The following is an 11,528-nucleotide window of genomic DNA, read 5'->3' on the forward strand; positions in this document are numbered from 1 at the left end:
CTCGGTCCGCGCCCGGAGGCACGAGTTCCGGTCGCGGTGGCGACGACGTTGTCAGTGGCGGGGTGCAGTATCGGGGTGGGACGTACGGCGGCCGGGGACAGCCGCCGGAGAGGCGGTGGCCTGAGCCGTGGCGGCGAGGAGCGCGGACAGCACGGGACGAACGGAGAGAGCGGAGAGAACGGGGCGAGAGCGGCGAGCGGGGCGGACGGCGGAAGCGACGGGGCCCGCACGGGCACGACGAGCGGGGCAAGTGAGGCGGCCGGGACGATCGGGCGGAGCGGAGCGGGCGGAGGTGGAGCGATGACGGGCACCGGGCGGCGGACCGTGCACGGCTTCGACTGCGATGTGCTGGTCGTCGGCGGCGGCATCGTCGGCCTCTCGACGGCGTACGCGCTGACCCGCTCGGCCCCCGGGACCCGGGTGGTGGTGCTGGAGCGGGAACCGGCTCCGGCCCGCCATCAGACGGGCCGCAACAGCGGGGTGATCCACAGCGGGATCTACTACCGGCCCGGCTCCCTCAAGGCGCGGTACGCGGTCTCGGGAGCGGCCGAGATGGTCAAGTTCTGCGCCGAACACGATCTGCCCCACCGGGTGACGGGCAAGCTGATCGTGGCCACCCGTCGCGACGAGCTGCCCCGGCTGCACGCCCTGGTCCAGCGCGGCCGGGAGAACGGGATACCGGTCCGGGAGCTGGGCCCCGCGCAGATCACGGAGTACGAACCCGGGGTCCGCGGGGTGGCCGCGATCCGTGTCGGGACGACGGGGGTGTGCGACTTCGGCGCCGTGGCGCGGAAGCTCGCGGACCTGGCGGTCGCGGCCGGGGCCGAGGTGCGCTGCGGCGAGGAGGTCGTCGCGGTGGACCGCCGCCCCTGGGGTGCCGCGGTCCGCACGGCCGCCGGGACGGTGCTGCGGGCCCATGTACTGGTCAACTGTGCCGGGCTGCGGAGCGACACGGTGGCCCGGCTCACCGGCGACGACCCGGGGGCGCGGATCGTCCCCTTCCGCGGGGAGTACTACGAACTCATGGATCCGTCCCTGGTCAGGGGGCTGGTCTATCCCGTACCGGACCCGGCGTTCCCCTTCCTGGGGGTCCATCTGACCCGGGGGATCGACGGCTCCGTCCATGTCGGGCCGAACGCGGTCCCGGCGCTCGCCCGCGAGGGCTACGACTGGGGCGTGATCCGTCCGGCCGAGCTGGCGGCCACCCTGACCTGGCCCGGTAGCCGGCGGCTCGCCCGCCGCCACTGGCGGTACGGGGCGGGGGAGCTGCGCCGCTCGATGTCGAAGGAGGCGTTCACGGCGGAGGTCCGCAGGCTGCTCCCGGCGGTCACCTCCGACGTCCTGCGCCGGACCGACGCGGGCGTCCGTGCCCAGGCGGTCCTCAGGGACGGCACGCTCGTCGACGATTTCCTGATCCGGGAGAGCCGTCAGGCGGTCCATGTGGTGAACGCGCCGTCCCCGGCGGCGACGGCGTCCCTCCCGATCGGCCGCGAGGTGGCCCGCCGGGTCAGGGCGATGCTGTAGCCGCACCGCTCGCGCTCCGCCGGGGCGCGGCGGGCGGGCCGGGCCGTGGGCAGGCGGGCCGGGGGGTGGGCGGGGCGCCGTAGAATTGGCTCATTGTGTCGACATCGCGCCCCCACACCCCCGAGACCCCCGAAGGCCCCGAGCGGCTCACACCCGCCGAGCCCTCGGACGCCGAGCACACCCCTTCGTCCGCGGAGGCCGCGCCGACCGCGACGGACGGTTCCGCCGGGGCCGGGGCGCGGCGGCGCCGTGACGAGCCGAGGTTCCCGGGCGGCCCCGCCGCCGATCCCGCCGGATCGCACCACGAGCGCCGGATCCGGAGCTTCCAGCCCCGGCGGAGCCGGGTGACCACCGGGCAGGGCGACGCGCTGCGCCGGCTCTGGCCGGTCTGGGGCCTCGACATCGACGGCCGGGAGGTACTCGATCTCGGCGCGATGTTCGACGGGCTGCCCGTCGTCCTGGAGATCGGCTTCGGGATGGGCGAGGCGACCGCGCGGATGGCCGCCGCCGACCCCGGGACCGGCATCCTGGCCGTGGACGTCCACACCCCCGGGCAGGGCAATCTCCTCGGTCTCGCCGAGCGGAACGGGCTGACCAACGTCCGGGTGGCCAACGGTGACGCGATCATCCTGCTGCGGGAGCAGCTGGCGCCCGCCGCGCTCGACGGGATGCGGGTGTACTTCCCCGACCCGTGGCCGAAGAAGCGGCACCACAAGCGGCGGCTGATCCAGCCCGAGTTCCTGACGCTGGCCGCGCGGGTCCTGAAGCCCGGGGCCGTACTGCACTGCGCGACGGACTGGGAGCCGTACGCGGAACAGATGCTGGAGGTGCTCTCCGCGCACCCCGATTTCGAGAACACCGCCGAGGACGGCGGCTTCGCGCCGAGGCCCGGCTTCCGGCCCCGTACCCGGTTCGAGGGACAGGGGCTGGACAAGGGCCACGTCGTCCGGGACCTCCTCTTCCGCCGGGTCTGACCGCACGCCCCGGCGGTACGGACCCGAGCGCCCCGGACCCGGATCGTCCCCTGCGGCAGCGGCACCCGGCATGGACCGGGACCGGTCCGGGCGGAGGAGTACGAGCGGAGGTGTCCGGCGCCGAGGCCCTTCAAAAGGCCGCGACCGGGGCGATTCGCGGTGGCATATCGCGTGAACCGGCCAGGGATCACACCGCCCCGTCGCCGGTTGTCACCGGGGATCGTTAATGTCGACGGGTGTCCGAGCCGTCCGCATCCCGTCCCGTACCGCGTCCCTCGCCCCTTGAGGCCGGGGCGCACCCACCCGATCCGGAACGCACCGGGGTGCGCGGGCCCCGGCCCGTACCACCGGACGGCGCGCCCATCCCGCCCCGGTCCCACCCCCACCACCGGCCGAATCCCGCCACCGACACCACCGGTATCACCGACACCACCGGGCCCGTCGGCACATCCAGCACCACCAGCGATACCAGCACCACCGGCGCCACCGGTCCGATGGGCCCCGGCGGACCCGCCGTGCCCGCGTACGACGCCCGGCCGGTCTTCGACGCCATGCCGGAGCGCTCCCGCTGGCGCTACAAGCCGCGGGTCGCCCGGATCTGGCGCAGCAAGGCGATCCGGGCCGGGATCCTGATCCTGCTGCTGGCCCTGTGCGCGCTGGTGATCCTGGCGATAGTCCGGGAGCAGACCGGTTCCCAGGGCTTCCTGGTCGGCCTCGGTCTCGCCACCCTGCCCGTACCGCTCCTGCTGACGGCCTTCCGCTGGCTGGGCCGGGTCGAGCCCCGGCCCTGGCGGAACCTCGCCTTCGCCTTCGCCTGGGGCGCGTTCGGCGCGGCACTGGTCTCGATCCTGGCCAACACCTTCGCGATCCAGTGGATCGCCACCGCCACCGCGGATCCGACGAGCGCCGACAATCTGGGCGCGACCCTGGTCGCCCCGGTGGTCGAGGAGACCGCCAAGGCCGCCGCGCTCTTCCTGCTCTTCTTCTTCCGGCGGCGGCACTTCACCGGTCTGGTCGACGGTGTGGTGTTCGCCGGTTTCACCGCGACCGGTTTCGCCTTCACCGAGAACATCCTCTATCTCGGCACAGCCTTCGACGAGGAGCAGTCGGCGGGCGGCTCGGGTATCGCGTCGGCGGCGGCGACGTTCTTCGTACGGGTCGTCATGTCGCCGTTCGCGCATCCCCTCTTCACCGTGCTCGCCGGTCTCGGGCTGGGCTTCGCGGCGATGGCCGCGCGACGGCAGCGGCTGCGCCGGTTCGCCCTGCCCGTGCTGGGGCTGCTGCTGTCGATGGCGATGCACGCGCTCTGGAACGGTTCGGCGTCCTACCTCGGCCCGTTCGGCTTCTACCTGGTCTACGGGATGTTCATGGTCCCGGCCTTCGCGCTGCTGACCTGGCTGACGATCTGGTCCCGGCAGCGGGAGCTGCGGACGATCTCGGTCGCGCTGCCGCCGTATGCCGCGGCGGGCTGGCTGGCGCCCGCCGAACCCGCCGCGCTGTCCTCGATGCGGGCCAGGTCCGAGGCCCGGTCCTTCGCCCGCCGGGCCGGGGGGCCGACCGCCGCGCACGCGGTGTCGGAGTACGTACGGTTCGCGACGTCACTGGCCTTTCTGCGCGACCGGGCGTCGCGCGGGGCCGCCGACCCCGACTTCGTGGCGCGGGAGCAGGAGTTGCTGCACCACATGTGGAACCGGAAGGCGGTGGCCGGACCGGCGCTCACCTACGGCGCCCGGGCGGCGGGCGCGGTGCGGGTGCCGCCGCCGTACCGCGACTACGAGGGGTACAACCCGTATCGCGTCTGACTAGTACGACTCATGTGACTCGTACGGCGTCCCGCAGCAGCCCAATGCGAGCCGTACGGCAGCCGGCCCGAAACCGGCCCCGGACATGCGGAACCGGCAGCTCCGACGTCGGGGGGTGATGCGTCGGAACTGCCGGTGGTCCACGAGAAGTCGCGAGGCCGCGGGGGTGTGCCTAGACGGGCACGCCCTTGCTGCGCAGCCAGGCCAGGGGGTCGATCACCGAGCCGCCGGGCGTCCTGACCTCCATGTGGAGGTGGTCGCCGGTGACATTGCCGGTGGCGCCGACCCGGCCGATCATGTCGCCCGCGGCGACCTTCTGGCCGACGCTGACGGTGATCGACGACTGGTGGGCGTACATCACCTCGGTGCCGTCGTTCAGCTCCAGGATGGTCTGCAGGCCGTACGCGCCCGCCATGCCGGCGGACTTGATGGTGCCCGCGCCGACGGCCTTGGTCGGGGTGCCCGCCGAGGCGGCGAAGTCGACACCGGTGTGCTGGCCGGAGGACCACATCGAGCCGGACTGGCCGTAGGTCGAGGTGATCCGGTAGTTGGAGGTGGGAGCGGAGTAGCTCTTCGCCAGCTTGGCGAGCCGCTCGGCCTCCGCCTTCTTCTTGGCTTCCTCGGCGGCCTTCTTCTTCGCCTCGTCCGCCTTCTTCTTGGCGTCGGTGGCGGCCTGCTTCGCGTCCTCGGCGGCCTGTTCGGCGGCGGCCTTCTCGGCGGCGGCGCGGCGCTCCGCGTCGGCGGTGGCCTGCTGCTGCTCGGCCTGCTGGAGGATCCGGGAGCGCAGGGCGTCACCGGCGGCCGCGTCGGCCTCCTCTGCCTGGGCACCGGGGGCTCCCATGGTGGCGAGGCCGACCGGGGCGGGGCCCTCGTCGTCGCCGCCGAGCCCGTCGGGCAGGGAGATGGTGATCGGGGCCTTGTCCTGCGCGGTGGCGATGCCGCCCGCGCCGACGGCGGCGATGACACCGACACCGAGGACGGTGGAGCTGCGGGCGAAGGCCCGGCGCTGCTGCCGCAGTACGCGGTGCTTGCCGCGGCTGGCGCCGATCGTCTCGGCGCTGGGGTTCCACTCGTCGGTGGAACGCTCGGGACCGCCGTCCTCACGGAAGCCGGAGTGGGAATACCCGGGCCCGGCGGGGGCTTGCGGGGCAGGGGTGTTGGACGCCACTGAGGCGTACTCCTTTCCTTCCTTCTCGCCTACCGGGTTAGCTGACGGGTTCGGAGCAGGAAGGTCTCCTACGCGTGACTCCGCAGGCTGCGGAGGCACCCGATTCACCCCAAGAAGTGGTTCCCCGGTTCCCTTACGGGATTCGGCGCGTGAGCACGGAGCCGCCCTGACGGCGGCTGGGACGACCGCGCTGCGTTATCGAACGTTAATAGACACCGGGAATGTTTTCCAAGCTGTTCCTGATGATCGTTAAACCCACCCGGTGGATCAACCGGGACAGAAGCTCGCCAAATCGGGCGAGCCGACTCGCGAAACGGGCACCTGACGCCCCGTCGGCACGCCCACGGCCGCTGATGGACCGTCAATCGATATATGCAGAGCGACGACTCAATTACTCTCGGTAGAAAAACGGGCCGTGCAATGGCACATAGGCACCGAGGCCCGGCGAAGGGTTGGTCAAGTCTTTATCCAAGAGCCCGGAGCGCCGTCTGTTCCGGCGCCGGACGGACCGTTCGCCGGGCTTCGGCCACCGGGCCGGAAGCCGCCGTACGGGATCCGGCCACCGCCCTCCGCACGCCGTTCGCCGCCCTCCGCGATCCGGCTACCGGGCTCACCGTTGGTCAGCCGCCGCGCCCCGGAGGCCGGTCGTCGTCCGCGGGGTCGGGAGCCGCGCCGGCGGCGGCCGGGGTCCCGGTGACCGCGAGCAGCGCCATGTCGTCCGTGGATCCGCCGCCCGTGTGCCGCCGTACGTCGTCGACGAGCGCGTCCAGCAGCTCGCCCGGCCCCGGGAACACCCGGCCCCCGAGCCGCTCCCCAGGGTCGTAGAAGGCCCCCGCCGGGTTCCGCGCCTCGGAGAGTCCGTCGGTGTAGAGCAGCAGGGTCGAGCCGTCCGGCATCGGATGCGTCTCGGTCCGCCCCGGCCACTCCCCCAGCTCCCGCATGCCCAGTGGCAGGGCCGCGTCGTCCGGCGGCAGGAACCGGGCCCGGCCGTCGCCCCGCAGCAGCAGCGGATCGGGGTGCCCCCGGTTGAGCAGCCGTACGATCCCGGCCCCGTAGGGGATCTCCGCGATCACGGCGGTCGCGAAGCCCTCGAAGTGGGCCGTGTTCTCCTCGGTGTCGCCGCCCCTGCGCAGCCCCTCCCGGACCAGGGCCTGTTCCAGCCGGTCGGCGACCTCCTCCAGCGTCGGCTCCCGTTCGGCCGCCTCGCGGAAGGCGCCGATCAGCACGGCCACGGCCTCCACCGCGCCCAGGCCCTTGCCCCGGACGTCGCCCACCACCAGCCGCACCCCGTGCCGGGTCTCCTGGACGGCGAAGAGGTCGCCGCCGATGAAGGCGTCGGCGAGGGCTGCCTCGTACCGGGCGGCGACCCGCAGCCCGCCGATCTCCTCGGCGGGGGTGGGCAGCACGGCGCGCTGCGCGGTCTCGGCGATCACCCGGGCGGAGGCGAGCTGCTCCTGGCTCCGGGTGATGACCCGGTTGATGAAGAGGGCCAGCGCCGAGACGGTGATCACGGTGGTCAGCTCGGTATACGCCTGGGTCTCGTCGAGCAGGCTGTTGTAGAAGTCGAGGATCAGCTCGGTCAGTACGGCGAAGATCCCGGTCGCCAGGGTGACGGAGAAGGAGAAGAAGGGCGCGGCGAGCAGCGGGGCGGCCGTGAACATCGGGGCCGCGGTGAACTTCGACGGGGTCGCGAGGTCGAAGACCACACCCGCGATGATCATCAGCGACGGCAGCATCCGGGCGAGTCGCCGGGCGCCACCGGACAGGTTCGGTTGTTCTTCCTCCGCCACGGATGTTCTCCTCCCCCCTCAGCGTCCCGGCGGGACGGGCGGAGGGCGACCCGCGGAGGGCCGGACGGGGGACGGCGCGCGGAACGGCGTACGGGACGGCGTACGGAACCCCGGGGCGGTGCGGCCGGGTACGACAACGGCCCGGTGTTCCTGTTACGGAACACCGGGCCGTGTCTTCAGTAGCGGGGACAGGATTTGAACCTGCGACCTCTGGGTTATGAGCCCAGCGAGCTACCGAGCTGCTCCACCCCGCGTCGGTGAACCCAACTCTACGCCATCCGGAGCACCGCCGACGACCATTTCCGCCCCCGCGGCCCCATCGGTTTCAAAAATCCCGCCGATCCCGCCCCGGACCGGCGGGATCGGCGCTCCGGCGCCGTGGATCCCGCCGGTCCCCCAAGCCTCCCCGGGCCCCGGGGCCTGGGCCCCGGGCCCCAGGCCCCCCGGTCCCCGCGCCCGCCTCAGTCGGTGAGATTCCGGTCCGCGTAGATCCGCATCGCGTCCCGGACGAAGACGGCCGTCCCCTCCCCGTACTTGTCGTAGTTCTTCCCGAACCTCGGGTCCGTCGCGAACATCTCGCCGAGCCCGGCGAAGTGGCTCCTCGACGGGGGCCGGACCGCCGACTGCCAGGCGTACATCCGCCCGGTGATCTCCTGCGCCCGCTCGTCGCCGGGCTCCGCGCCCTCCCGCCGGGCCCGCCCGTAGTGCCGGGCGATCGTCTCGTGCTCCAGCAGCCGGGCCCGCCGCTCGTCCTCGCCGAGCGCCGACCACCACCGCCGGCCGTCGCGCCAGGCGTCGGCGCCCCAGCGTTCGGTGACCTCCTTCTCGTACCGCTTGTCGTCGAAGCCGTCGAGCACGTCCTCGGCCATCACTTCTTCCCCTCGTTCGGTCTTCAGCAGAGTCGTCCGCACCGAGGCGATCCGGCGGGCGAGCCGGTCCCGCTCCAGCTCCAGCAGCTCCAGATGGGCCCGGAGCGCGGCGGCCGGATCGCGCTGCCCCGCCAGGACCCCGGCGATCGCGGGCAGCCCGAGCCCCAGCTCGCGCAGGAGCAGGATCCGCTGGAGGCTGATCAGCTCGTCCGGGCCGTAGTAGCGGTAGCCGTTCGACCCGATCCGGCGGGGCTCCAGCAGTCCGATGTCCGCGTAGTGCCGCAGGGTGCGGCTGGTCGTCCCGGCGCGCCGGGCGACCTCCTGGATCGACCACTCCATGACCTGAACGGTAGAAGTTGACGTTACGTAAAGGTCAAGCCCGGCATCAGCCGACGATTCGGGCGGCCCGGCGGCGGAGGTAGTCGGCCTCCGGCCCGCTGAGGGTGGCCTCGGCGGCCCGTTCGTACGCCGCCCTGGCCTCGGCCGGCCGTCCGGCCTCCTCCAGCAGATGGGCCCGGACGGCGTCGAGCCGGTGGTGGCCCGGCAGCCGGTCCGCCAGCCGGTCGGCCTCCGCGAGCCCGGCCTCGGGTCCGCGGACCCGGGCGACGGCGACGGTCCGCCCCAGCTCGGCCATGGGTTCGGGGGCGATCGCGACCAGCAGGTCGTACAGGGCGAGGATCTGCGGCCAGTCGGTCTCCTCGGGCCGCCCGGCCTCGTCGTGCAGGGCGGCGACGGCGGCCTGGAGCTGGTAGACCCCGGCCGGGCCCTGGCCCAGCGCCTCCTCGACCAGGGCCGTGCCCTCGGCGATGGCGGTACGGTCCCAGCGCGTCCGGTCCTGCTCGTCCAGCGGGATCAGCTCGCCGTCCGGGCCGCTGCGGGCCGGGCCGCGCGCCTCGGTGAGCAGCATCAGCGCCAGCAGTCCGGTGACGGCGCCCTCGCGGGGCAGCAGCAGCCGGACCCGGCGGGTCAGCCGGATCGCCTCCCGGGCCAGGTCGGCGCGGTGGAGCCGGTCGCCGGACGAGGCCGTGTACCCCTCGTTGAAGATCAGATACAGCACTTCGAGTACGACGGCGAGCCGCTTGTCGCGGTCACCGGGGCCGGGCGGGACGAACGGCACGCCCCGCACCTTCTGCTTCGCCCGGCTGATCCGCTGGGCCATCGTCGCCTCGGGCACCAGATGGGCGCGGGCGATCTCGGCGGTGGTCAGCCCGCCGACGGCCCGCAGGGTGAGGGCGATCTGCGCGGCGGGCGCCAGCCCGGGATGGCAGCAGAGGAAGAGCAGGGTGAGGGTGTCGTCGTCGGAGGGGGCGCGGTCCTCACCGGGCGCGGGGGCGGTGTGGTCGTCGCGGGGCGCGAGGTTCGCGGCGGTCTCCTCCCGGCGGCGGCGCGCCTCGTCGGCGCGGAGCAGATCGACGAGGCGGCGGGCAGCGACCCTGATGAGCCAGCCCCGGGGGTTGGCGGGGACGCCTTCGGCGGGCCACTGGCGGGCGGCGGCGATCAGGGCCTCCTGGACGGAGTCCTCGGCCTGGTCGAAGTGCCCGTAGCGGCGGACGAGCGCGCCGAGGACCTGCGGCGCGTGCAGCCGCAGCAACTCTTCGACTACGACTACGACTACGCCGACTCCGCTGACTCCACCGCCTGTGCCGCCCGTGCCGCCGTCGGCGGGGGCATCGGTCGCGGTATCGGCCTCGGCCTCGGTATCGGGGTTCGTACGGCTACGGCTCATGCCGCAGTACGTATCACGGGTCCGCCGAAGCGGTGCGAGGCGGACCGCCGGGCGGGGGCCGTACGGGGCCGGGGGCGTGGGGGCCGTACAGGGGCTCGGGCACGGGGCCCGGATGCGGCCGTACGGCGGGCACGGCCCGGGATCCCCGGCGGCGTCACCGGCCCGTGGTCTCTCGCAGACCACCGGCCCGGGGCTCGGCGGACACCGGAGTTCATCGGTGTCCCCGCCGCCCCGGGCTCCCGGCCTGCTCCGGTCCGGGTGTGGGTCCGGGTGTGGCGTCCGGGGTCAGGACTCCGGCGGCGCCTCCTGGATGGGCTGGATGATGATCGGCGAGGGCGTGGAGCCCTCGGGGATCGGACACGCGACGACCCGGGCGGCGATCTCGGTCACCCGGTCGAGACTGGCGCAGTCCAGCACCCAGTACCCGGCGAGGACTTCCTTGGTCTCGCTGTACGGCCCGTCGGTGATGACCGGCTTGCCGCCCGGACCCGACAGGACGTAACGGGTGCGGGCGGGCTCGGCCAGTCCGTTGCCGTCGACCAGTTCACCGGTCTCGGCGAGATCGTCGTTGATGGCGCCCATGTGCGCGAACATCGCGGCGATGTCGGCCTCGCTCCACGCCGGGTTGCCCGGGGAGGGCTTGCCCGCCATGGCGTCGTACGCGGCCTGGGTGCCCTGAATCTGTACCAGGTACTTCATGGTCCACTCCTCGTTCGTCCGGCTTCGTCCGGAGCTGTCCGGACTCGTTCGGTTCCCTCGGCCGCCGGGGTCTCCCGGGGCCACCGCCCTCGTGGGCGGCTTTCACAGGGGACGTCGGAGCCGATGACGGGTTCTCGACACCGCTCGGCGAGATTCTCCGGAATTTTTTTCCGGGATTCTCTCCGGACGGCCGGCGAGGGGTGGGCCGGGGGTCCGCGGGCCGTACGGAACGGGCCGGGACCGCAGCCGTCCGGACTACTGGATCGCGCCCGCGACCTGCGCGACCGGGTCGATCAGCGGGGCGAGGTGGTTGGGCACCTCCATCAGCTGGTTGAGCTGGTTCAGCTCGTTGATGCCGCCCTGGAGGGACGCCACCCCGTCGGTCAGGGACTGCACCCCTTCCGGAGCGGGGGCGCCCGCGGCGTGTCCGTTCGCCGAAGCGGCGGAAACGGACAGGGCGGAGGCACCGGCGGCGAGGGCGACGGCGGTGAGGATGCGCTGCGTCTTGGTCATGCCGGGACAACGCACCCGCGCCGGGACGGGTCACGGGCATGGGCCCCGGGTGCCCTCGCCCCTCGGTGCAGAAACGTTTCTACGGTGAACGGATTACGTCATCCGCACCAGTTCACCGGTTCATAGCACCGCGCGGGGGTGAACTACGCGTACCCAAGTTGACATGGTTATCAGCCTGAAGCGCGCCGTGTCGGCCGCCGCCCTCGTTCTCGTACCACTCGCCCTCACCACGCCCGCGACGGCCGCCACCCCGGCCGAAGCCGCGCCCCCCGCCGGAGCCGGGACGCCTGCCGTGGCATCGCCCGCCGGAGACCGGGCCGCCGCCGCTCCGCAGACCGTGCCGATCCTGCTCGCGGTCAACCGGCTCTCCGTACGGACCGAGGACCGTACGGGCTACGAGCGCAGCAAGTTCAAGCACTGGAACTCCGGTCTCAAGCCCGACGGCTGCAACACCCGGAACGAG

The 11,528-nt window shown here is 73.2% G+C and carries 9 protein-coding genes, 1 tRNA gene, 1 pseudogene and 1 riboswitch; of the genes and pseudogenes, 4 read left to right on the plus strand and 7 right to left on the minus strand.

Going from position 1 to position 11,528, the window contains the following annotated elements; all coding sequences use genetic code 11:
* Positions 1-300: 300 nt before the first annotated feature.
* From lhgO to AB0G74_RS31040, 3 genes are all read left to right on the plus strand, one after another.
* Positions 301-1,524, plus strand: coding sequence for an L-2-hydroxyglutarate oxidase (gene lhgO, locus AB0G74_RS31030; protein WP_361153040.1), 1,224 nt, complete (start codon positions 301-303; stop codon positions 1,522-1,524).
* A 95-nt stretch (positions 1,525-1,619) separates the two neighbouring features.
* The gene (trmB, locus tag AB0G74_RS31035; protein ID WP_361153044.1) at positions 1,620-2,498 is read left to right on the plus strand and encodes a tRNA (guanosine(46)-N7)-methyltransferase TrmB; all 879 of its coding nucleotides are present in this window, start codon (positions 1,620-1,622) and stop codon (positions 2,496-2,498) included.
* Positions 2,499-2,992: 494 nt separating this feature from the next.
* A complete protein-coding gene (locus AB0G74_RS31040) occupies positions 2,993-4,300 on the plus strand; it encodes a PrsW family intramembrane metalloprotease (RefSeq protein WP_361153063.1) in 1,308 nt (435 codons plus the stop codon).
* Positions 4,301-4,472: 172 nt separating this feature from the next.
* Here AB0G74_RS31040 and AB0G74_RS31045 read toward each other — a convergent pair whose 3' ends face one another.
* The 7 genes from AB0G74_RS31045 to AB0G74_RS31075 all read right to left on the minus strand — a co-directional run bounded on the left by AB0G74_RS31045 (position 4,473) and on the right by AB0G74_RS31075 (position 11,065).
* A complete protein-coding gene (locus AB0G74_RS31045; RefSeq protein ID WP_361153046.1) occupies positions 4,473-5,468 on the minus strand; it encodes a M23 family metallopeptidase in 996 nt (331 codons plus the stop codon).
* A gap of 11 nt (positions 5,469-5,479) precedes the next feature.
* Positions 5,480-5,626, minus strand: a riboswitch (cyclic di-AMP (ydaO/yuaA leader).
* 462 nt (positions 5,627-6,088) lie between these two features.
* Positions 6,089-7,258: a PP2C family protein-serine/threonine phosphatase gene (locus AB0G74_RS31050; protein ID WP_361153049.1), complete on the minus strand. Its 1,170-nt coding sequence runs from the start codon at positions 7,256-7,258 to the stop codon at positions 6,089-6,091.
* 180 nt (positions 7,259-7,438) lie between these two features.
* Positions 7,439-7,512, minus strand: a tRNA-Met gene (locus tag AB0G74_RS31055).
* Between the two features lie 207 nt (positions 7,513-7,719).
* On the minus strand, positions 7,720-8,466 hold the full coding sequence (locus AB0G74_RS31060; RefSeq protein ID WP_361153052.1) for a MerR family transcriptional regulator: 747 nt from the start codon (positions 8,464-8,466) through the stop codon (positions 7,720-7,722).
* A gap of 46 nt (positions 8,467-8,512) precedes the next feature.
* Positions 8,513-9,853: a DUF6596 domain-containing protein gene (locus AB0G74_RS31065; protein ID WP_361153055.1), complete on the minus strand. Its 1,341-nt coding sequence runs from the start codon at positions 9,851-9,853 to the stop codon at positions 8,513-8,515.
* 285 nt (positions 9,854-10,138) lie between these two features.
* Positions 10,139-10,552: a YciI family protein gene (locus AB0G74_RS31070; RefSeq protein WP_361153056.1), complete on the minus strand. Its 414-nt coding sequence runs from the start codon at positions 10,550-10,552 to the stop codon at positions 10,139-10,141.
* Positions 10,553-10,807: 255 nt separating this feature from the next.
* Positions 10,808-11,065 (minus strand): hypothetical protein, encoded by a 258-nt coding sequence (locus AB0G74_RS31075; RefSeq protein WP_361153059.1) that lies wholly within the window; start codon positions 11,063-11,065, stop codon positions 10,808-10,810.
* Between the two features lie 163 nt (positions 11,066-11,228).
* On the opposite strand from AB0G74_RS31075, the pseudogene AB0G74_RS31080 reads away from it, so the two are divergent.
* A pseudogene (locus tag AB0G74_RS31080) lies at positions 11,229-11,528 on the plus strand (hypothetical protein); the annotation flags it as partial.

Source organism: Streptomyces sp. NPDC020875, from assembly GCF_040641415.1.
Lineage (GTDB): Bacteria > Actinomycetota > Actinomycetes > Streptomycetales > Streptomycetaceae > Streptomyces.

What these genes read in the sequence shown, in the direction of transcription:
- AB0G74_RS31040 (WP_361153063.1), top strand. Translation starts at nt 2,993, where the DNA reads ATGGGCCCCGGCGGACCCGCCGTGCCCGCGTACGACGCCCGGCCGGTC.
- AB0G74_RS31060 (WP_361153052.1), bottom strand. Translation starts at nt 8,466, where the DNA reads ATGGAGTGGTCGATCCAGGAGGTCGCCCGGCGCGCCGGGACGACCAGC.
- AB0G74_RS31075 (WP_361153059.1), bottom strand. Translation starts at nt 11,065, where the DNA reads ATGACCAAGACGCAGCGCATCCTCACCGCCGTCGCCCTCGCCGCCGGT.
- lhgO (WP_361153040.1), top strand. Translation starts at nt 301, where the DNA reads ATGACGGGCACCGGGCGGCGGACCGTGCACGGCTTCGACTGCGATGTG.
- AB0G74_RS31065 (WP_361153055.1), bottom strand. Translation starts at nt 9,853, where the DNA reads ATGAGCCGTAGCCGTACGAACCCCGATACCGAGGCCGAGGCCGATACC.
- AB0G74_RS31070 (WP_361153056.1), bottom strand. Translation starts at nt 10,552, where the DNA reads ATGAAGTACCTGGTACAGATTCAGGGCACCCAGGCCGCGTACGACGCC.